18 protein-coding genes and 3 pseudogenes are annotated in these 21,952 nt (G+C 55.8%); 12 read left to right on the top strand and 9 right to left on the bottom strand.

Annotation, left to right across the window (positions count from 1 at the left end):
- Positions 1–412 precede the first annotated feature (412 nt).
- A pseudogene (locus AACO21_RS15345) lies at positions 413–1,870 on the bottom strand (DNA translocase FtsK); the annotation flags it as partial.
- Between the two features lie 166 nt (positions 1,871–2,036).
- Between AACO21_RS15345 and AACO21_RS15350 the strand changes: the two are divergent.
- Both AACO21_RS15350 and AACO21_RS15355 read left to right on the top strand, forming a co-directional pair.
- Entirely contained in the window at positions 2,037–2,927 is an 891-nt protein-coding gene (locus AACO21_RS15350) for a hypothetical protein (protein ID WP_346193403.1), read from the top strand.
- Positions 2,928–3,270: 343 nt separating this feature from the next.
- Positions 3,271–4,527, top strand: a complete 1,257-nt coding sequence (locus AACO21_RS15355; protein WP_346193404.1) for an IS256 family transposase — start codon at positions 3,271–3,273, stop codon at positions 4,525–4,527.
- A 247-nt stretch (positions 4,528–4,774) separates the two neighbouring features.
- On the opposite strand, the pseudogene AACO21_RS15360 reads toward AACO21_RS15355, so the two are convergent.
- Both AACO21_RS15360 and AACO21_RS15365 read right to left on the bottom strand, forming a co-directional pair.
- A pseudogene (locus tag AACO21_RS15360) lies at positions 4,775–5,034 on the bottom strand (HU family DNA-binding protein).
- A gap of 771 nt (positions 5,035–5,805) precedes the next feature.
- Positions 5,806–6,738 carry an IS5 family transposase gene (locus tag AACO21_RS15365; RefSeq protein ID WP_346193405.1) on the bottom strand — a complete coding sequence of 311 codons (933 nt, stop codon included), beginning with the start codon at positions 6,736–6,738 and terminating at the stop codon, positions 5,806–5,808.
- A 43-nt stretch (positions 6,739–6,781) separates the two neighbouring features.
- Between AACO21_RS15365 and AACO21_RS15370 the strand changes: the two genes are divergently transcribed.
- The gene (locus AACO21_RS15370) at positions 6,782–7,099 is read left to right on the top strand and encodes a hypothetical protein (protein ID WP_346193406.1); all 318 of its coding nucleotides are present in this window, start codon (positions 6,782–6,784) and stop codon (positions 7,097–7,099) included.
- A gap of 17 nt (positions 7,100–7,116) precedes the next feature.
- On the opposite strand, the gene AACO21_RS15375 is transcribed toward AACO21_RS15370, so the two are convergent.
- The 6 genes and pseudogenes from AACO21_RS15375 to AACO21_RS15400 form a co-directional block, all read right to left on the bottom strand.
- Complete coding sequence (locus AACO21_RS15375) at positions 7,117–7,863, bottom strand: hypothetical protein (RefSeq protein ID WP_346193407.1); 747 nt, start codon at positions 7,861–7,863, stop codon at positions 7,117–7,119.
- A 658-nt stretch (positions 7,864–8,521) separates the two neighbouring features.
- Positions 8,522–8,800 carry a hypothetical protein gene (locus AACO21_RS15380; protein WP_346193408.1) on the bottom strand — a complete coding sequence of 93 codons (279 nt, stop codon included), beginning with the start codon at positions 8,798–8,800 and terminating at the stop codon, positions 8,522–8,524.
- An 82-nt stretch (positions 8,801–8,882) separates the two neighbouring features.
- Positions 8,883–9,095 carry a hypothetical protein gene (locus AACO21_RS15385; protein ID WP_346193409.1) on the bottom strand — a complete coding sequence of 71 codons (213 nt, stop codon included), beginning with the start codon at positions 9,093–9,095 and terminating at the stop codon, positions 8,883–8,885.
- Positions 9,096–9,125: 30 nt separating this feature from the next.
- The gene (locus AACO21_RS15390) at positions 9,126–9,461 is read right to left on the bottom strand and encodes a hypothetical protein (protein WP_346193410.1); all 336 of its coding nucleotides are present in this window, start codon (positions 9,459–9,461) and stop codon (positions 9,126–9,128) included.
- 151 nt (positions 9,462–9,612) lie between these two features.
- Positions 9,613–10,206 (bottom strand): hypothetical protein, encoded by a 594-nt coding sequence (locus AACO21_RS15395; RefSeq protein ID WP_346193411.1) that lies wholly within the window; start codon positions 10,204–10,206, stop codon positions 9,613–9,615.
- Positions 10,206–10,690: pseudogene (locus AACO21_RS15400) on the bottom strand (transposase); the annotation flags it as partial. The pseudogene AACO21_RS15400 and the gene AACO21_RS15395, both read right to left, overlap by 1 nt.
- A 166-nt stretch (positions 10,691–10,856) precedes the next feature.
- Here AACO21_RS15400 and AACO21_RS15405 point away from each other — a divergent pair.
- The 9 genes from AACO21_RS15405 (at position 10,857) to AACO21_RS15445 (ending at position 21,930) form a co-directional block, all read left to right on the top strand.
- A complete protein-coding gene (locus tag AACO21_RS15405; RefSeq protein ID WP_346193412.1) occupies positions 10,857–11,855 on the top strand; it encodes a chemotaxis protein in 999 nt (332 codons plus the stop codon).
- Positions 11,855–12,373 carry a CheW domain-containing protein gene (locus AACO21_RS15410; protein WP_346193413.1) on the top strand — a complete coding sequence of 173 codons (519 nt, stop codon included), beginning with the start codon at positions 11,855–11,857 and terminating at the stop codon, positions 12,371–12,373. Before AACO21_RS15405 ends, AACO21_RS15410 begins: the two co-directional genes overlap by 1 nt.
- 19 nt (positions 12,374–12,392) lie before the next feature.
- Entirely contained in the window at positions 12,393–12,665 is a 273-nt protein-coding gene (locus AACO21_RS15415) for a high-potential iron-sulfur protein (RefSeq protein ID WP_346193414.1), read from the top strand.
- A 71-nt stretch (positions 12,666–12,736) separates the two neighbouring features.
- Complete coding sequence (locus AACO21_RS15420; RefSeq protein ID WP_346193415.1) at positions 12,737–14,374, top strand: methyl-accepting chemotaxis protein; 1,638 nt, start codon at positions 12,737–12,739, stop codon at positions 14,372–14,374.
- Between the two features lie 13 nt (positions 14,375–14,387).
- The gene (locus AACO21_RS15425; RefSeq protein ID WP_346193416.1) at positions 14,388–14,828 is read left to right on the top strand and encodes a response regulator; all 441 of its coding nucleotides are present in this window, start codon (positions 14,388–14,390) and stop codon (positions 14,826–14,828) included.
- 166 nt (positions 14,829–14,994) lie between these two features.
- A complete protein-coding gene (locus AACO21_RS15430; RefSeq protein ID WP_346193417.1) occupies positions 14,995–15,597 on the top strand; it encodes a c-type cytochrome in 603 nt (200 codons plus the stop codon).
- A 27-nt stretch (positions 15,598–15,624) separates the two neighbouring features.
- Positions 15,625–19,554, top strand: coding sequence for an EAL domain-containing protein (locus tag AACO21_RS15435; RefSeq protein WP_346193418.1), 3,930 nt, complete (start codon positions 15,625–15,627; stop codon positions 19,552–19,554).
- A 2-nt stretch (positions 19,555–19,556) separates the two neighbouring features.
- Positions 19,557–20,231, top strand: a complete 675-nt coding sequence (locus tag AACO21_RS15440; RefSeq protein WP_346193419.1) for a biliverdin-producing heme oxygenase — start codon at positions 19,557–19,559, stop codon at positions 20,229–20,231.
- 340 nt (positions 20,232–20,571) lie between these two features.
- A complete protein-coding gene (locus tag AACO21_RS15445; protein ID WP_346193420.1) occupies positions 20,572–21,930 on the top strand; it encodes an ATP-binding protein in 1,359 nt (452 codons plus the stop codon).
- Positions 21,931–21,952 lie beyond the last annotated feature (22 nt).

Genomic DNA, 21,952 nt, shown 5'->3' on the forward strand with positions numbered 1-21,952 from the left:
TCTGCAAAACCTGGACAAAAGAACCCGAACGCTTCAGGATCAACCCGATCCAGCACACCGTGGGACTAAACACCTAGAGGAGTTGGCTAACGTTCCACGCTTGCAAAAGGCGGGGCGAAATGACAGTTTCCGCTATCCCCAGGGGACGAAGCTCGATCAGGGCGGCCACTGTTTTTTGGGGTTCACTTGCTCCGCCTAGGTTTAGTTTCATCGATGAAACTAGTCCAACCCGTAACCGCAAAATATATGACATCATCCATGGCGGGGATGTCAACTCAAAGACCACGCTGCGGTAATCTATGTCCAAATATGCATTTGGACATATTTCCTCATTCGGATGCTAACGATAAATGGCTGTGAAACGAGCACTAAAACTCAAATGAACGCAGAAAATCCCAACGGTTTTAATCGATCAGTTGTTCGGAACCAAGACCCTTCGGCTGCCGTTGCTCTCCATCGAACTGACGATCCCGGCCACTTCCATCTGTTCAACTAGGCGGGCAGCTCGGTTATAACCAATGCGCAGGTGACGCTGAACCAGCGAGATCGAGGCTCGACGCGACTCGATGACGATGGCCACGGCCTGGTCGTAGAGGGGGTCGTTTTCCTCGCCATTCGTGGCCCGGCCCCCTTCTTCGGCCTCGCTGTCGGCGGGGGCACCCAGCACGGCATCGATGTAATCCGGGGCACCATATTGCTTCAGATGTTCGGCTAGTGCATGCACCTCGTCGTCGGCGACGAAGGCGCCGTGAACCCGTTGCGGATAGCCGGTACCCGGTGGCAAATAGAGCATATCGCCTTGGCCGAGCAGGGTTTCGGCCCCCATCTGATCGAGTATGGTTCGGCTGTCGACCTTCGAGGAAACTTGAAAGGCAATCCGGGTTGGAATGTTGGCCTTGATCAGGCCGGTGATGACATCGACGGAGGGGCGCTGTGTGGCGAGAATTAAATGAATCCCGGCGGCACGGGCCTTCTGGGCCAGACGGGCGATCAACTCTTCGATTTTCTTGCCGGCGACCATCATCAGGTCGGCAAATTCATCGACGACGACCACAATGAAAGGCAAGGGTGACAGCGGTGCGGGGCTTTCCTGGACCAGGGGATCGGGATCGACAATCGTCCGACCAGCGGCTGCGGCAGCGCTAATTTTCTGGTTAAAGCCGGCCAGGTTGCGGACGCCCAGCTGGCTCATCAGGCGATAGCGGCGTTCCATTTCGGTGACACACCAATGCAAGGCATTGGCGGCCAGTTTCATGTCGGTGACCACCGGCGCCAGCAGATGGGGAATGCCGTCATAGACCGAAAGCTCGAGCATCTTCGGATCGATCATCACGAAGCGCACTTCATCCGGGGTCGCCCGGTAAAGCAGGGAGAGGATCATTGCATTGACCCCGACCGATTTACCCGAGCCCGTTGTGCCAGCGACCAGCAGATGCGGCGCCTTGGCCAGGTCGGCAACGACGGGTTGCCCGGTAATGTCCTGACCGAGGGCCATTGCCAGTTTCGAGGGATGCTGCTGAAAGAGATCGGCTGAAAGAATGTCGGAGAGGCGGATGGTCTGACGCTGGCTATTTGGTAACTCAAGACCCATGTAGGTCTTGCCCGGGATGGTCTCGACGACACGGATCGACGTCACACTCAGGGCGCGGGCCAGATCCTTCATCAGGTTGACCACCTGTGCCCCCCGGACGCCAACGGCGGGTTCTACCTCATAACGCGTGATGACCGGCCCGGCACAGGCATCGCGCACCGCCACCTTGACGCGGAATTCACCGAGTTTTTCTTCGATCAGACGACCATGTTGACTCAGCGCGGCAAGATCGACCGGGGTTAGCCGGTTTGACGGTGCCTTTAGCAGGTTCAGCGGGGGGGCATAGTTGTCCCAGGCGCGCGATACGCTGCGGGCGGGGACGCATTTTTCCTCGGCCAACGGCGGGTGGTCAGCCTTTGCGGGGGCATAGTCGATGGTCGGTGCGCTGGCAGCAGACGTTGCTGGTGCCACGACGACCGTGGTTGGCCGGAGGACGAGGTGTGGTTTGACGGCTGGCGTTGGCGCGATGATCGGCGTTGCCAGGGGCGGGTCGGTTGCGATTGCCGATTCGGCAATCGATGACGAGGCGGTGGGTATTGCCCCGGCCGTGATGGCTGGAGAAACGGCTAGCGAGGCGTCGATGGAATTCAGGGGGGACGGCGTCACTGTCGGCGGGTGCGCGGCAGCGATCGGTATCGATGACCGGGATCCCAAGCGGGCGCTCAGCCTTGCCGAGATGGGTTGCCGGGGGGCTGGTGTGCTGCGTTGTGCTTTGACCACCGGCTTTTCCTTGTGGGGTGGAAAGTCCGATTTTTCAAGAGTGGGGTCCGGTGTTGGCGGGATGGGGGCCGGTTTCGTCGATGGGACGGTGGCCGCCTGTCGTGCCAGTGGTGGTTCAGTGGTAGCCGGGGCAATTGCCACCACCTCGACGGTCGGGACGGCCATCGCGTTTATTCCAGGCGTTATGCTCATCGTGCTTGCCGGCAACGGGGTATCGGCCAAGACGGTGGGCACGGGTGCGGGGACGTCGATGGGGGCCGGTTGCGGTAACGGAGCCGGCGCGGGTTTAACGACGGCGCTACGTGGCTTGGCGGAAATGCGGGGTGGGCGCGACTGTACGGTCGGGATGCCGGGGATTGACGCAGTCGGGGTTGCAGACGGCAAAGTTGAGCTTGTCGGGGCAACGGGCAGCGGTCGTGGCGTGGGTAGCGGGAGTGTTGGCTTTGCGGCAATGTGTGCTGCGGGGCTGGGTGACGCCGCGGCGACGACGGTGGTTGGCCGCCCCGTTTTGCCCGGCAGGCGGCCACCGTGGATTTTGAGCAGGCGAGCGCGGATGGCATCTTCGTCCATCGGCTCGGCGACCTGGGGGCTGGTGTGTGTGGGCGACGGTGGGTGACCGGGATAGCGGCGCGCCAGATTCTGACGGATCCAGGCGTGATCGGCGGCCAGGTTTTCGCGCCGGTCGGTCGTTGATGACGAAGGACTGGGGGTGGCCTGACGGGTTGGCATGGCCAGGGATAATGCCGTTCGTTGTTCTGTTTGGGTGTGCTCGAGTTCCGCCTGGGGGATTTCGCGTGAAGGCAGCGATGACTCGCACGGCGCTTCGAAATTGACCAGCTGTTTGAAGGCCGACCCGGCCTGCTTCAGGCGATGCCCCAGATGACTGAGCAGTTCGTTGAGCGGCCCGAGCCTGTCAGAAATTTTGTGTGTGAGGCATAACATGTCGCCAAGGAGCATGTATGCCAAGCAAGACGAGCAAGAAGAAGCCGGCAGCGGCGCTGCCCAGCATCCCGAAAGAACTCATTGATCAGATGGTCATTGGCCCGATGGACACCGAGGCGGTGAATGCCGCCTCGATGGCGTTCAAGAAGGCGCTGATCGAACGCATTCTGGGTGCCGAACTCAGCCATCACCTGGGTTACCCGCCCGGCGCCGAGAAACCGGGCGAGGTGGGCAACCACCGCAACGGCGCCACCGGCAAGACCGTGCTGACTGAAGACGGGCCGCTGCGCATCGACATCCCGCGGGACCGTCGGGGCAGCTTCGAACCCCTGCTCATTCCCAAGCACGAGCGCCGCTTCACCGGTTTTGACGACAAGATCGTCGCCATGTACGCCCGGGGCATGACCGTCCGCGAGATCCAGGGCTTCCTGGCCGAGCAGTACGGCACCGAGGTGTCGCCCGAATTCATCAGTTCGGTGACCGATGCGGTGATGGCCGAGGTCACGGCTTGGCAGGCACGTCCGCTGGAGCCGATGTATCCGGTGGTGTTCTTCGATGCTCTGCGGGTCAAGATTCGCGAGGATGCCGTGGTCCGCAACAAGGCGATCTATCTGGCGTTGGGTGTGCTGCCGGACGGCACGCGGGACATCCTCGGGCTGTGGATCGAGAACACCGAGGGCGCCAAATTCTGGATGAAAGTCTTCAACGACCTCAAGACCCGCGGCGTAGCCGACATCTTGATCGCCGTCACCGACGGGCTGAAGGGGATGCCCGAAGCGCTAGCAGCAGTGTTTCCGGCCACCACGCTGCAGACCTGCATCGTGCATCTGATTCGCAATAGCCTCGACTACGCCTGCTGGAAGGACCGCAAGGCGCTGGCGGCGGCGATCAAGCCGATTTACACGGCACCCAGCGCCGAAGCGGCATTGGCCGAACTGGAGATCTTCGCCCAAGGGCCGTGGGGCGAGAAATTCCCCACCGTGGCCGCGGCCTGGCATCGGGCCTGGGACCGGGTCATTCCCTTCTTTGCCTTCCCGCCGGCCATCCGCCGGGTGATCTACACCACCAATGCGATCGAGAGCATCAACGCCCGCCTGCGCAAGATCATCAAGACACGCGGACATTTCCCGAGCGATGCTGCCGCCAGCAAGCTGATCTGGCTGGCCTTGCGCAACATCACCGCCGACTGGGGACGGGCTGCCAAGGACTGGAAGGAAGCCATGAACCAATTTGCCATCCTCTACGCCGAACGCTTTGAAGCCGCCCGCGGATAAAATGACCACCGACTTTCCCACCGCGCCGTCTGCCTACGGTCTGAACGGACCTTCGGCAGCCGTCACCGTGGAAAAGTCTCCTCACGCCTCACACACAGAAATTCTGACACCCCCAGCGGCCCATCTTCAGCATTGTCTGGAGTCGGGGTTGCTGGATCCTTGGAATTCACGCCCATTCTCCGTGGTGTGATGAATTGAATTGCACCAGAATCAGGATCACTGCCGACACCGCGTAAAACGCGCTATTTTAGCCTACCCGCTCGCATGGCGCCGCAGTTACGGCATCGGCCAGTTGCTCACGTAGCTCTTTCCCGGCTTTGAAGTGCGGTACATATTTGCCGGGGATCGCGACCTGAGCACCGGTCTTCGGGTTCCGACCGCTGCGCGGTGGTCGGTAATTCAGGGCAAATGAACCAAACCGCGGATTTCGACGCTATTGCCGGCGGCCAAGGTGGCTGTAATCGTGGTAATGATCTCGGCGACGGCCTGTTCGGCATCTCTCTGCATCAGTTGCGAAAACCACTGGGCCAGGGCGGCAATCAGTTCGGAGCGGGGGGCACCATTGCTGCGCTCCAATGCAACTTTCGTTATCCCTTTGGCCAAGCAATCAAGCTGATGCTTGTTGGCATCTTCCTGGGTCTTAAAGCGATACACGCCATTAGGAATAAATGCCGTGTTCTCGGTTGGCAACCGATGCAGTTTATCGTTGATTTGAGCACCTTCAGCCAGGAGCATCACCTGATGCCAGAGGAGTAATGAGGCCCTCTTTGCGCTGACCGATTGTGCTCATGCCGACCTCCTTTCCTTGAATACTCAAAGGGTACTTCAGCTTTAGAGCTTCAGTAGGCACCATTCGTTTTCAGCACAGGGGGCTCGCGGAGATTTCGTTCCTTGCCGTTAGCCGCCCTGAAGTTAGTCCATGCGGATTCGTTGTCGAAGTCGAAGGCGATCTCCCTTCATTGCCGCGCAATCATTGCATTGGCACGACATGTTCCCTTTTGCTATCGGCGATAGGGTAGCGTCGGTACTGTCGGTTTCGTCGGTGTAATCAAAACACGGAAACCTCTTCCAATTGTGTTACATCGTCAGTCTTGCCGAAGTTTGGCGTGTGGTTCCAGTAATATTTCGTGGTCGGGCGGCCGGGTCCCTGTGTCAGTGATGAGTGCAAGTGGCCGTCCCGGACCAAGGTCTGCAGACGGTTTTCAATATCCATCGGAGTCTTTAGACCGGCTTTGCACAAATTATTCCGAGGGCGAATTTCCCCTACCCCGGACGGATTTAGGCTAGGCGCACGGTTTGCTGGGTACCAAGTTGGGTGAAGCGGTTGAGCAGAGCGGCGCGGATTTGCAGCTCTGCGACCTGGCGGTCGAAATCCCGTGCCATGACTCGCTCGCCCAGGAGCTTGAAACAGCGCATCTTGGTTTCCACCAAGCTGCGGCGGTGATAGCCGCTCCACTTCTTCCATAATTTTCGGCCCAGACGGCTGATGGCTCGCAGGATTTCATTGCGAACCGCAGCGCCTGACTGATTCTCCTTCCATGGCTTGCCATTCTTACGCGGAGGAATGATGGCCATCGCCCCGCGCTGGGCCAGCACGGCGTGACAGGCCTTCGTATCGTAGGCGCCATCGGTGGTCACGGATGCGACAGGCTCGGTGGGCGGAATCTGTTCCAACAGGCTTTTCAGCATGGGGGCATCCCCCACCGCATTGCTGGTCACTTCGATGGCTCGAATCTCCAAAGTCTCAGCGTCAATCCCGAGATGGACCTTCCGCCACTGGCGGCGATAGTCGGCGCCGTGCTTCTTGGTTTTCCATTCGCCTTCACCGAGCATCTTTACGCCGGTGCTATCGACCAGGAGGTTCAGGCCAGCCGAGCTCGGACGGTACGGAATCACCACCTCAAGGTCCTTCTGTCGTCGACTCAAGGTGCTGAAATCCGGCACCGGCCAATCCAGCTTGGCCATTTTCAGTAGGCTGGCGACCGTTCCCGTGGCTTGCCGCAACGGCAGGCCAAACAGCCCCTTGACCATGAGGCAGAACTGAATGGCGGTATCAGAAAAGGTGTCCGAGCGGCCACGTTTGCCGCTCCGACCGGCAAACCATGCCATATCGGGGTCAAACCAGACCAGCAAGGAACCGCGTGACTTCAGCGCAGCGTTGTAAGCAGACCAGTTCTTCGTGCGGTATTTCGGGGCTTCCGGCTTCGACATCACGCTTCTTCAACAGAGGAAAGCTTCTGCCTCAGCAGCATTCATGCCCGATTTGTGCAACAAAGCCTTTCTGGGATGGGTTGTAGCTGTTTTGGTAGCAATACTCCGTTGCTATAGTGTAGTAACAATGGCTAGGATGATGGTTGTTGGTTGGTATGTTTCCCTGTCAATTCTTGCTCTTTACGATTTTTTTTCTTCTAACGGTGCTGTGTCAGCGGATGTCATGATGTTGTTAGGGGCGGTATTTTTTTCCCCAACAGACTTGCTTGGTCGAAACAGTGACGCTTGCCAATTTGAATCGAAAGAAGTCTCGAATTTCAAGGCTACGGGGGAATGGGGTGAGTATGGATACCGGAAATAAAATTGGCGGCTAACTTATTAGCCTGACGTTGCATCTTTTTTTTCCTCTGTTTTAATCAACACGCCGCATGGAGATCCGGCTGAGAAAATGGTTTTAAATCCGGCACTCCAGAACCCTGTCTGATAACCACGCTTGTCCAATTCCCGCGTGAGGGTGCTGACCCGCTCGATATTCCCTTCAAATAGCCGGGCACCGCCTTGTGTTGAGCCAAAGTTGCTGGATAACACGTAGTCACCACTGGCATGGAGAACCGGCAATGTCGTCCCCTTGTAGGCCATGGCATGTATCTCGCAGCCACCCTTCGAGCAGAAGCCACCCGTCATCGTGTGCTTCATGAGGTTCCCCGAAGCCTCAACTGAAATCGAGGATGCGCCAAGCGCGAGCTGCGCAGCCTCCATGACATCCTTGCGCATCATCTCTTTTGCCTCCTTTGTGGAAGCGGCCTTGTCCTTGCTCAAGGAGAGGACAAGCGTATCGATCTCAGAGAGTTTCTTTGAAGATGGCAGGAAGGCGCCAAACAGGATTCCTCCTGCGCCAGAAACAACCGCGCCTGCTGCTGCCGTGAGAACGCCGCCAACGATAAAGGCATCCCCACTGGGCGCCTTGACCCCAGAGAGCGAGGCTAAGCCTTCCTTATCCAAGACCTTGGTTCGTATGAACTCATCCACGATCTCACTCGGACAAATTTTAGGTGTCTCCTGAGCCATTGCAGACAAGGAGAGGAGGGCTAGGCCAAGAACAGAAAAATTAAGTTTAATGTGCATTTAATTGTTTGAAAGACCTATTAAATAACAACGCAATTGCCACAAAAAGCTGGTGCTTAACTTGTAATGTCGACTGGCTTCCTCATCACATGCCAGCGAATAACAACCACGATCATGTGCCTTTTTGACCAAAAAGATTATACGCCTCAATGGAACATCCTAATATATCGACCTGGAAAGCAAAGAATTTGCAGACTGCACGGCAAAAAACCACCAGCCTCTTTCGGAAACTGGCTACAGCCCCAGAGAATAATCTCCTAACGCCCACACACCGGGAAAATTCTCCCGGTGTCGAGCGTTGAGGTTTTAGACGCAGCGCAGAAAGTTGATGGTGAAATCCTCCGAATACAACTACATTTTGCCCTTTGCCCAAGCCTTAATTTCTGTTTCAGTTGCTTCAAACCAACCTCCATTTTGAGATTCACAGTGATTAACCACGGTTTTACTGGTATAGAGGCAGTTTTTTTCAACCTCGTAGTCAATCTCATCGCCTGGCAAGCCAAACATCGATGAGAGAAATTTAATCATTTCTTGGAAAGTACCGAAGGTTCTTACAATGGGATGATTGTTATAACCACAGCCGGTCGAATTACCGATTCCTTGATGATGAGTTCAGGTTCAGGTGGTGATGGTTGCAGATAGAGAGCGCACTGCATGGTTACTCTCCCACCGCCAGGATCTCGTCGGTATAGCCGTCGCGAGTTTCCAGAAGACCATTAATTTCGATTGCATCACCAATGTTGCTGGACATCCCGATCATTTCATTGACCTGGGCTGCCAGTGCATCGCGCAATGCTTGCTCGTCCAGAGATTCGATCTCACTTTTTTCGAGGCCAATCGTCACGACGAATTTCAGAGTCACCTCAACGACCGCATTTACGCTGCCGTCATCAGCTAATTGACTCGCCGCTACAATTTTGTTGATCAGATCCTGCATTTTGTTTCCCCTTGCTGTAAGAAGCCCGGAGAGGTCTGCCCAGGTGGGCAAAACCCACCGGGTTGTTGAGAACAGATCAAAATCAGACGGGGTTGCCGTCGACCTCGATCAAATCGAGATTTCCATCGATCGATGCTTCGAAAAGCACCGGGCTGCCATCCGGCCACAGTCCCGCGTTACAACTGGACGCATCCAGGATGTCGCGGATTGTGGCTTCCGCCTCGGCCTGTGTTTTGGCCTTGATACGGATGGATGCCATCAGCTTCAGGTCGAAGAGATACTCTGTGTTGGCCATGATTGCTCCTTTCTGCCAAGTACCCGAAGGTCAGGCTTCTGCTTCAATCAGGCGATAGTGGGTTACAGCCGCTTCAACGGCCTCTTCCACCGACTCGTAAATATCCGCATCGCAGCCGGTAAAACCAAACAGCCCGGTCTCCAATTCAGATTCGTACACGGAAACATTGCACTCGTTATCCAGTACACGCAGCCACTGAGGGAAAGTCCGACCGCCGATACCAACGGGGCGCACTTCCACTTCCATGTCAAAGCTCAAACATCCGTCCGCTTCCTGATCGCGGGCAATTTGCTCGGCCATTTCACGGGTTTCTGCTTCAACCTCGATGCTGCAGGTCTTGGTGATCTTTACAACGTACTTGTTCATGGTTTTGACTCCAGAATAAGCCCGTAGGGATTCCACCCTGAGCGGGAAGGAATCCCACGTGGGCGGATTGATTGATAACCGGCAAGCCGGTTGGGTTACAGGGTTACGAGCGCCAGGTAGATGTCCCCTTCGCCGAAGCTATGGAGGCACATCATTTCGGCGACTTGTGACCGATGGTTGTCGAGATCAGCCGCAGCAGCGGAATCATCTTCCGACAGGCGGTACCCGACATGGGCTTGATACCAGTCATCCAGTTCCTTGGCCGACATGGTGTCGACAACTGAGAGGAAATGGTTGGCCAGCATCGTGGTGACACTCGCTTCGAGGGTGAAGTGAAGCGAGCACTGATTGCGGACAGTGATGGGTACGAAACACTTCCATTCGTAACCGTGCCATCGCGCATAACTCGGAATGCTTCCCCCTCTTCCGTCCTGATTACTGCGCCAGCAGGAGCCTTGGCAGAAAGCAAGCGCAGATCGGAGAGATCGCTGGACGTGGCTTCCGAGATACAGAAAGCCATGTTGATTCCTTGATTATTTTCGTCATCTGAAAACCAGATGTCGTGCCCGACTCTGCCTTCGTGGATTGCATATGCGGCGCATTCGACAACAAACTCATCTGCCAGATCCTCGCTAAACACTCGGATACCGGGAAACAAGCCTGAGCCTTGGTGCACCACATCAGGAACAAGTCCGCAGACAACTTCCTGCACCCCGACGTTACGGCGATAGGTTTGGAGTTTCATGACTGATAAGCGCCTTTGAACTCTGCGTGGATGGCGCGGATCAGCGTCAGCATCTGTGCATCGGTCAGCCGCTTCCGGTTCGGCGTGCCGCCGCGCTTCCATGCCTGATAGCCACTGACGCTGACGTTCAACATCGCGCACATCACCGGCAGCGGGTAGGCATTCCGCTGTCCGTCGATCCAGGCGTACTTCACAGCGCATCTTTCGCGAAGTACGCCGTCGCTTTTTTTAGGATTTCGCACTCCATCCTGAGCCGGGCGTTCTCGACTCGCAGGCGCGACAGTTCCATTTGTTCCGCTGTAACGACCTTGCCACCCGGCGGGTTGAGCTTTCCCTGCTCGGCCGCCTTGACCCAGTTGCGCAGCGTCTGTTCGACCAGACCCAGTTCCCGCGCAACGGCCCCGATCGTGAGTCCGGACTTCACTCGCTTTACAGCCAGCTCCCTGAACTCCGGCGTGAATTCCGGCTTCGGCATCTTGAACATCGACTTCCTCCATTTTTCCGTCATCCTACCTACTCTTCTGGAAGACGAAATTTCGGGGGAAGCTCAGTCCCGACATTGGCAGCGATTTTGTCCTTGACAGGAAACATCAATACTCCTAATGTCACATAAGCAACGAATATACCGATTGTAGTGAAACGAGGGTCCCATGAACGGAATGACTAAAGCGCAGCAAACCACTGCCACGCCAACTCGTACTTCCCTGCTGGCGTCTGTCGATGCGAGAACTCAGCTTGCCGGGACGAACCGCCTTGAGATGTTGTTGTTCACCTTGGGGATCGGCTCCAGCGGCATACGTGAAACCTACGGCATCAATGTCTTCAAAGTCCGTGAAGTGCTGCGTACCCCGCAGATCACCGCTGCGCCCGATATGCCTTCGTCCGTCAAAGGGGTGGTTTCCCTGCGTGGCGTCATTATTCCGGTCATTGACTTGGCAGAGCATTGCGGCGTCACCAAGTCACAGAATCCGCAGATTCTGATCATCACCGAATACAACCGATCCATGCAGGGATTTCTGGTCGAAGCAGTGGACACGATCCTGCGCCTGGATTGGGAGCAGATGCGTACCCCGCCCGGTGCGCTGGCCTCATCCGAGCGGCAAGGGTTGATCGTCGCAATCGCGGAAGTCGCAGAAAAGCTCATCTTGATGCTGGATGTGGAGAAGGTGCTGGTCGACGTCTTGGGCGATGCGAGTGCGCGAGAGCTTGATCTGATTGAATCGGTCAGCTCCCCAAGGGCCGCCGAGATGATGATTACCTATGCGGATGACTCGTCAATCGCCCGAAAGATTGTCGGTGCCACGATCCACAAGCTGGGCTTCCAAAGTGTGGCAGCCATCAATGGCAAAGAAGCCTGGGAAGCGCTGCAAGGCATGGCAGAGAAAGCTACGGCAGATCGTGTTCGTTTGGCGGAGCGCATGCCCCTCTTGATCACCGATGTCGAAATGCCCCAGATGGATGGTTATGTTCTGACAAAAAAGGTTCGGGCTGATCCTCGCTTTGAGGGGGTTAGGGTTCTCATGTTTTCCTCCTTGTCCTCGGTTAATACGCATTTGGGCGAGACGGTGGGGATTGATGCCTATATCCCCAAGCTCAATCCGAATGAGTTGGCTGCGGCCATCAAAAAGTATCTGCCGGAGTTTGTGTGATGGACCATGCCGAACATCTTGGCGCGTCGCTGAGTCAGGTCGAGGTGATTCACGGCACTGTTGAGCCATCGCAGATACTTGATACCCCCGACCGCCTGCTGACGTTCTCAATGGGCACACGCGAGACATTCGCAATTCCGGTCGACTGCGTCGCCGAGGTTTCCGTTGCCCCGCCGCTGGACAGTCTGGCGGGAGCCGGTGGTCATATCGCAGGTATGTTGGTCTGGCGCGGCGAAGTGGCTTATGTGTATTACTTGAGCGACTTCCTTCTGATCAATGCCCGGCCAAATCGGGTGCTGATGATGCTGACCGGTGTGAACGGGCGGCGCCCCTTTGGTGTGCTGATTGATGCCGTCGGCAAGGTCGTCGATGTGCTCCCCGCACGCTTCCATGAAGTGCCGGCCTACTGCAAGGTCAATCAAGCCATCGCGTCGGTGGTGATTGACGATAACGACCGACTGATTTCCGTCCTGAACGCCGAGGCGATGTTCGGGACTTCCTCAAGAAATTCCCACTAACCCTCCTAAGGAGAACTGCATGTCGTTCAATTCCTCCCGCCGTCAGGCACTGAAACTCGGTGCTGCAGCGCTAGCCATGATTCCCGTTGTTGCCTTCGCAGCCAAGAATGAAGGTCTTCGCAAGTCGATGAAGTACGTCGATCAGACGGCCAACCCGCAGCAGCGCTGTGACAATTGCGCGCAATGGGTACCGGGCGCAGATGCCAAGGCGCTTGGTGGCTGCAAGATTTTCGCGGGCGATACGGAAGTTCAACCGGCTGGCTGGTGCACCGCCTGGGCAAAAAAACCCTGATTGATCGTTAAACATCGGGCAGCAGATCGCTGCTGCCCACACAAATCGTAGAAATCGTAGGAATGCACATCATGTCACTCCCTGCAAAACACAGTTTTCCCATCTGGTTGCGTTTGACCATTGCGATCACGCTCACACTCTTGGTGGCGCTGTCCGCCATGTTTGCTTGGCAGAATGCTGAAAATCGAGCGGCAGCTTTGGTGCAATCCCAGGATACCGCCAATAGCCTTCACCAGATGACGATGGCAGGGCTGACCGGCATGATGATCACCGGGACCATTGACCAGCGCGAAGTATTCCTTGAACAGATCAAGCAGCTCGATGGCGTGCGTGATCTGAATGTCGCTCGTTCCGAAGCCGTGATCAAACAATTTGGGCCTGGCAAACAAGGCGAGATTGCACAAGACCCCGCTGCCCAGGAGGTGATTCGCTCCGGCAAGCCATTCATGCAAACGCAGACGGATACGGTCGGTGAATACCTGCACGTTATCAAGCCGGTGATTGCCCAAAGCAACTATCTTGGCAAAAACTGTGTGACCTGCCACGCTGTTCCCGAAGGGACAGTGCTGGGCACGGTTAGCATGAAAGTGTCCCTGGATAAGATGAACGCCGCGATCTTCAGCCAAGGGATCAAAATGGCCATCGCATCGCTGGTGATGCTCGGGGTGGTGGTATCGCTGACCTACCTGTTCATCCGTGCCGTGGTGATCAAGCCGATTGAATCAATGACCCATCAACTCAATGAAATTGCTTCTGGGGAAGGGGATCTGGCGCATCGGTTACCCGTCACCCAGATGGACGAAATCGGTCGCGCCTCCTTGGCCTTCAATAAGATGATGGATAAATTCGCCGCTTTGGTTGGCAAGATCAGTAATACGGCCGGTGAAGTCAAGCGCTCTGTCGGAGGACTGGTCAACGTCGCGACGCAGGTTGAAGCGAGTTCCGTGGAGCAGCAAGCGAAAGCGGCCGTAGCGACCGCATCGGTCGGTGCCGTGGTTGATGGCGTTTCTTCCATCGTTAGTTCGGCTGACCAGGTTCGTCATCAGTCGCATGCCAATCTTGATGACTCGAAGCGCGGCCACGAGAATTTGGGGTCGCTGGTGAAGTCGATGGACGCGGTTGAGAAGTCCGTGAATGGGATCGTTACCTCGGTTCGGCATTTTGTCGATAGCACCACGCAAATTACCAGCATGACCCGCCAAGTTAAGGACATTGCAGACCAGACTAATTTGCTGGCACTCAATGCCGCCATTGAGGCCGCGCGTGCCGGCGAGCAAGGCCGTGGCTTCGCGGTGGTGGCTGACGAGGTTCGCAAGCTGGCTGAAAAGTCGAGTAGTTCAGCGAATGAAATTGATCAGGTGACGCAACAGATCACAAATCAGTCGACCCAGGTGATGTCAGCCATTGAGGAAGGTCTACGCCATCTGACTCGGAGCCAGGAAGACGTCGGTTCAGTCGCATCGGTGCTGCAACGGACCTCCGGCGGGATTTTGGAAGTCAATCTAGGCGTCGATCAGATCAGTGACGCAACCCAGGCGCAACAGAAGGCGACGCGCGAAGTCTCAGAAAGTATCGGGCAGATTGCGGAAATGGCGCAAATGAATACCCAGGCCGTTAATTCCGTCGTGGATGCCGCCCGCCAACTGGAGGATCTGGCCCATGGCTTGGCGGATGCCGTAGGACGCTTCCGTCTGGGCAGCTTCGCTTAATTGGAGAGCGATCATGGGTCAAAGCATGGGTCAGAACGGGCTTTCCATCCTTGTGATCGATGACCTTGCGGTCCATCGCATGCTGATGCGCGAGGGGCTCAAGAGAATGAATCCTGGGTGCGAAATTAGCGAGGCATGTTGTGTCGAAGAAGCGAAATCGATTTTGCTGAGTGGGCAACATTTCGATGCGGTGGTGAGCGATCGCAGCATGCCGGGGGAAGATGGCACGGAGTTGGTCAAGTGGATGCGCCGCATGCCCTGCTTTAATCGCACTGCGTTTGTCATGATTTCCGGGCGCATTCAACCGGAGGACATCATTAGCGCCTTCATGGAAGCCAACGTGGATGGCTATGTCACCAAGCCGTTTGGCCTGGATGACCTCCAGTTAAAGCTTATTTCCACGGTCAGCCGTCGCCGAAGCCCGGTACTTGCCTACAGCGCACCGCCTGCTTAGGCGAAAGCTAAAGCGACTCTCCGTACTAAGAAAAGTCTGACCAAGTGCCTCCGCAAAAATCACGACGCGAAAGAATCAAAGGGTTACGTGCAACGGAAGTGATATTCGACCACTTGTTCAGTCCATCCCTAAATAAAAACCAATCGATATATCAAGGTGGCTTCAAATGAACCCAGTTAAACATCTCTTCCCTGCATGCCTATTCATCGCTTGTTCAGGGTTGGTTCATGCGGATGTTCCTCGCACGGGCAAGGAAGTCGTGAATTCAGTCTGCGGTGAATGTCATGTGTCTGGAAAAATGGGCGCACCGAAAGTCGGAGATCAGGCTGCATGGTTAAAACGTATTGCCGATCAGAAAGGCCTGGAAAATCTGACGAGCAATGCCATCCGTGGCATTCGAAATATGCCAGCCCACGGTGGCAAAGGCGAGGTCACCGATTTGGAAATGACGCGTGCCATCACCTACATGGTGACGCTGTCTTCAAATACACCGGAGGTCGCAAAGCCGTACAGTTCGCCGGTGGCGATGAGCGGCAAAACGATTGTCGAATCCAGGTGTGCTCAATGTCATGGCGAGGGTAAACATGGCGCACCACGGAAGGGTGAGTTGGCCGAGTGGACGCCACGCATGGCGAAAGGGCTTGATGTCATGGTCGGCAATGCGATTCGAGGTCATAACAATATGCCTGCCCGTGGTGGTCTAGCATCACTCAGCGATGCTGAAATGCGCAGTGCGGCCATGTATCTCGTCAATACCCAGACCTTCTAATCTTAGCCCGGGCGGGCTGACCTATTTATGAATACTCCACTTCCCAATCAACAAATCGCCGCAGCTCTTGAGCGTTGTGCGGCTGAGGTTATCCATCGCCCGGGGACGATCCAACCACATGGCTGTCTTCTCGCGATCGATGAGCAATTGATCGTCCGGCATGCCAGCGAAAATGTCGAGGGACTGCTTGGGTTGCCGTGTAAAAATCTGCTTGGCTTCCCGATCGCCGATTTTTTGGGCGAAGCCTTGGTTGTGCGGCTTAGCCAGCTTTTCGAGAAGCAAGAGTCGGGCAAAGCCGTGACTTTGCAGACGACCATCCAAACGAATCATGTACCGCGATCATTCAACGGTCAGGCGCACTTTCACGACGGAATTGTCCTGATTGAATTGGAACCGGCGCAGGTTGATGGGGCTAGTTACCAGGCCCTATTCGACCACCTGTTTATTCCTGTACGTGACCGGCTCTGGGAATTGGAGGCGGAAAACGGGATTGAGGTGTACCTCAACGGAGTCGCGGAACAAATTGGCCGCTTGACGGGTATTGATCGGGTCATGGTGTATCGCTTCGACAGCCAATGGGATGGCGAGGTGATCGCCGAATACTGTCAAAAACCGGTTGAGTCGTTTCTCGGGCATCACTTTCCCGCTTCCGATATTCCGCCGCAGGCACGCGATCTTTATCTCAAGAATCGGCTCCGTTTGATTTCCGATGTCGAAGCTGAGAACACGCCTATTTTTCCGGCCGTCAATTTGGAAACCGGGTTGCCGTTGGATCTGAGTTACGCCGCCTTACGCAGTTTTTCCCCTGTGCATCTGGAGTATTTGCGCAACATGGGGGTATCTGCATCCTTCTCAATCTCCCTGATTACCCATGGCAGACTTTGGGGATTGATCGCCTGTCATCACTATTCACCATTTAGGCTAACACCGCATATTCGTGAGCTCGCCGACTTCGTAGGCCGATCAGCTTCCTTGAAAATTACCGACCTTGAACAAGGTGAGCTTGAAACGCGCGTACGCGACGCCGAGACCGTCGTTGATCAGCTGAGTCAATCGCTCGTGCAGGGGACCGCTGCAGACGGAGCGGGGGAAGCCATACTGCAGTTGCTCGGGGCAACTGGGGTAATCATTTGCATTAACCAGCACAAATTCCATATTGGAAAGACCCCTGATCTAGCCTTCATCAATCATTTGGTGAATTGGCTGCGTACGCGTTCGTCGGGTATTTTTGCAACCGAGGCGCTTCCGGAATCCTTCGCCTTGGCCAGCACATGCAATGGAATTGCCAACGGGCTGTTGGCGATCCAGGCGAACGCGGACTATACGAACTACATTCTCTGGTTTCGCTCTGAAATCACGCAGTTGATCCGTTGGGCCGGTAACCCTGAGAAACTGATTGAAACGACTGACGCTGGCGTACGTATTTCCCCGCGCAAGTCCTTCGGCGCGTGGCTGCAATCGTATCGGGGTCGAGCTGCCAAATGGTCGTTCGGCGACATCGATTTGGGGCAACGCATTGCGATGGCGCTTCTCAGACAGATCGCAGACCGTTATTTCCATAGTGAGCAAACCCTGTCGACCCGCGACATGCTCTTATTGGACGCGCAGACAATCGTCGGGCGCTTCAACGAAAGATTCGCCTACGACTACGTTTCGAACAATACATTGGGCCTATTAGGCTTCCAAAGTAAGGAGCTGGTCTCCCATCATCTCGTCGATTTCATCTTCGAAGAAGATATCCCTCGAGTGATGCACTACCTTCTGCAGGTGCACACCGGCAATTCTGATACCGCGAACGTGAGTTTCCGCCATTGCCGCAAGGATGGGTGCTATCTCTGGTTGGAATTGGAGGCCAAACTATCGTCGCCCCGCAATGGCAAAACGCTTGAATTCCGGGCCAAGGATGTCACGGAGCGGAAAAAATATAGTGCCGGCATGGAAGAGTTGCATCGCCGGTACCATCGCACGCTGGATATCAAACGTGAAGGTATCCTGGTGCTCGATGCGAACCACCGAATTCTGCATAGTAGTCCGAGTGCTGCCGAACTGTTGGGTTACGAGGCGGATGCCCTCCGCGGTCTGGACTACTGCGCGCAATTGTGTGGCGCTGAGCATTGTCCGTCCACCCAGAGTCCCGGCCGCGATCCTCGTTGCAAGGTCTCGGATATCGCCATCAACCAGCAGAGTATGCAATTCCGTAATGCCTGCGGCGCGACCGTCGGTGTTGACGTGTATGCCATTCCGCTGCTCAATGCATTGCCGGCAGAGCCGAATCAGGTCGTCATCTTTCGTTGTCAGTCGTCAGATCAGACAGAGTTTGCGCCGCTTGAGGACGTGGCCAAGTGTATCGGGATCATGGTGACCGATCGACACGGTCAAATTCAGTCGGTGAACGATGGATTTACCCGGATCACCGGCTACCAACCGGCTGAGGCGATCGGTCGAAGCCCGTCCATGCTGCGCTCCAACGTCCACTCCCATGATTATTATCAGCAGTTCTGGCAGAGCCTTGCCGATCAAAAGCGATGGCGCGGTGAGTTGTGGAATCGCCGCAAAAATGGGGAAATCTATCCCCAGTTCAGTCATGTGGCTGCTGTTCAAAACGTCAGCGGCGAAGTCCGGAATTACATCGCGGTATTTCAGGATATATCGACATCGACGCAGTCGGGAGAGCGGGTCCACGCGCTCCCTGAACACGATGCACTCACGGGTTTGCCAACCCGGATCCTGTTTGAGCGGATCGTCAGTAACGCCCTAGCCTCGAAAGATCTGCTCAGCACATTTGCCATTGCCTTTATTGATCTCGACCACTTTGCAGAGATCAACGATGCACTGGGCCACATTACCGGCGATCGCCTCCTGTATCTGGTGGCCAATCGCCTCTCCTCCACGCTACGCGTGGATGATCGAATCGGGCGCTGGTCAGGTGATAAATTTGTGGTCTATCTCCCCGGCGTGGCGAATCAGAGCGATGCTCGCTCAGTCATGCAACGGCACTTGTCTTCCTTGACCGAGCCTTTCTCGGTCTCTGGGCAGTCGGTGCGACTGCAGGCGCGTGCGGGGATCAGTCTCTATCCGCGCGATGGAACGGATGTCGATACCTTGATGGGCGCCGCAGATCTGGCACAAAGTCACGCTAAGAAGTCGGGGCCAGGAACCATTGCGCTTTATGAAGCGGGTCTTGCCGCAGCAAGTGCTGACCGGTTCAACCTCGCTGCCGAACTGCGGCATGCCATTCAGGCGCAACAGCTTTCCGTGGCTTATCAGCCGCAGGTTGATGTGGTGACGGGGCGGGCTATCGGCTTGGAGGCCCTGGCTCGCTGGAAGCATCCTGATCGGGGTTTTGTTTCGCCGGCCGAGTTTATTCAGGTTGCAGAGGAGTGCCATCTCATTGAGGGTCTTGGGGCCGAGATTTTCCGGATGGTCTGTGCACAAATCAGTACCTGGCGGGCAGAAGGTGCTTTCGCTTTGACGGTGGGCGTCAATGTTTCTCCGGCCCAATTGAAACCTGGTTTGGCACAAAGCATGGCGGCCATTCTGCGCCAGTATCAGATTCCTCCCGAGCTGATTGAAATCGAGATTACTGAGAGTGCGCTGCAGCCGACACCAGAAATTCGCGCCATCGTGAATGAGATTAAGCAGCTCGGCGTGAACCTCGCGATCGATGATTTCGGGACAGGTTACTCCTCGCTGTCGCATCTCAAACTCTTCCCCTTCGATCGAATCAAGATCGATAAATCCTTTGTCGACGGTTTGCCAAACAATGCCGATGATCGGGCGATTGCTCAGACAATCATTGCACTGGCCAAAGCATTGAATGTCGAGGCACTGGCCGAAGGGGTTGAAACGGCGGAGCAAGCGGATTGCCTCAGGCAAGATGGCGCCCATACCATCCAAGGCTATTTCTATAGCAAACCACTCACTCCTGATGCCTTGGCCGAGTATCTGAGGGCATAGCGATGAACCATCCAGGAATGAATCCGCCCGCTTTGCCAGGCAAAACGTGTTTGCGCTCGATCTTGCGAGAGAAGACCCGCGACGATCATCGCCGGCTTGACCATCATCCCTTGTTAGGTCCGCTCGTCCGACCCGGATTGACCCGGGAACATTATGGCCGCGTGCTGCTCACTTTCTCCTGGATTTATGAGCATGTGGACGCACGTTTGCAGATGGCGCTCGACCAGTTTGCAGGCGAGCTTCCCTATTACATGAGTGATCGACGCCGTTGGCTTCATGCCGATCTCGACCAACTTGGCCTACTGAGCCAATCGCAAAATAGTCCATTGCACGCATGGACGGTTCCCCCCATCACTTCTACCGCACAACTCATTGGTCACCTTTATGTGGTCGAAGGCTCGACCTTGGGTGGACAAGTGATTGCTCGTCTCGTTCATGAGGGCATAGGGATCACCCCTGAGTCCGGAGGTCGATTCTTCCACGGCCACGGGGCCAAAACAATGGAGCATTGGGAAAGCCTGTGGACGCTCGCCGGAACATTGGTGTCTGCCGGGGATGAACCTCCCTGTGCGCAAGCTGCTTCACAACTTTTTGCAGCGCTCAATGACGCCTTTTGCATTGTTGCCAGGTACTGGCAGATGCCGGCAGACGACGGCCGAGATCAAGGAAAACCTTGAGCTGGGCAAAAAGAAGGGGCGTTGAGGAGCTTCGGTAACGCAAATGCCGACAGCCCGGCCATTCCTTCCTAATTAACGCTCGGCACTCTCTTCTCGAAAATGATCGCCAGCAGCCGGCTCGATGTGTCAGCCGGTGTTCAGCTCACCGCGGGTTGAACATATCGACCCCATCAATAGACGGTGACGATATCGATCGGGGTCTGAGCATCTTGCCGAAAACAATATTGACAAACAGAGCATAAACACCTAATTTACCTAATACGTTGAAAATGCCGATAACGATGACTTTTTTCGAGTTGGCGATGAGGCCAGCTAAGGCCGTATTGGAGGATGTCAGATCATGGAAGTGTTTGCATGGGATGCACGTTTCGAGTCGGGTATTGCCTCGATTGACGAACAACACCACCAGTTGGTCGATATCACCAACGAACTGGGGGACAAGTTGCTGGTTGGCAATGTGCCTGAAGAAGAACTCGATCGCCTATTCAAGAAACTGACCGACTACGCTCACTTTCATTTCAAAGACGAGGAAGGGTTGATGCACCGGGCCGGCATCGATGGGCGGCACGCACAACACCATCTCGCGATTCATGCTGAGTTTGTTCACCATTTGACGGGATTGTGGCAGACGCGCCATTCACTCAAAAATCCAGCGCAGTCGATGCACGGCTACCTCGCTTCCTGGTTGACGATGCATATCGTTGGGGAAGATCAGGTATTGGCGCGGCAGATTCGGCGGATCGAAAGCGGGGAAAGCGCGGCGAGCGCTTACGAGAATGAGCAGCGGCAGATTGATCCATCGGCGAATGTCTTACTGACGGCCTTGGGCCGACTCTATGGTCTGTTGTCCGAGCAAAACAAAAACCTGCAGGCCGCCAACCTCTTGCTTGAATGCCGGGTCGAGGAGCGGGGCCAACAGCTTGCCGAAGCGAATCGGCAATTACTTGAGTCCGAGAAAATGGTGGCGATCGGGCAACTCGCGGCGGGGGTTGCCCATGAAATCAACAACCCCATTGCCTTCGTGACCTCGAATATTGGCGCACTGAAGCAGTATTTCCACCAGTTGATGGCGGTGGTCGCGGCCTATGAGGCGCAGGAGCCAGCAAAGATTACGGTGGCGCGCCAGAGCGCGGATCTTGAATTCATGGCCGAGGATCTGCCTGCTCTACTCGACGAATCGCTGAGCGGGTTGAGTCGGGTGACTGCGATTGTTCAGGATTTGAAGGCTTTCTCCCATGTCGATCACGAGGGCTATGAGCGGGTTGATTTGAGTAAGGAAGTTGAGAGTGCGCTCCGCTTGAGGCAAAGCCAGGATCGTATGGCGGCGGAAATCGTCCACGAACTGAAACCGCTACCCGAAACGCGTTGTCAGCCCGCCAAAATCAATCTGGCCGTTATGAACGTGCTGAACAACGCGGTGCAGTCAGTCTCCACAAAGGGCCGAATCGTCTTGCGCTCTGGCACTACCGATCAGGAGGTTTGGTTAGAGGTGGAAGACAACGGCTGTGGTATTCCGACGGACCTGCAATCCCGGATTTTTGAACCTTTCTTCACCACCAAACCGGTCGGTAAAGGTAAAGGCTTGGGGCTCACCGTCGTCCACGACATTGTCGTCAAGGAGCATGGTGGGCGCATTGATGTGAGCAGCACACCAGGGCAGGGAAGTCGGTTCCGGATCAACTTGCCGCGTTCGGTCTAAACAATCCAAAAAACTGACTCTT

This window comes from Dechloromonas sp. ZS-1 (genome assembly GCF_039649255.1).
GTDB lineage: Bacteria > Pseudomonadota > Gammaproteobacteria > Burkholderiales > Rhodocyclaceae > Azonexus.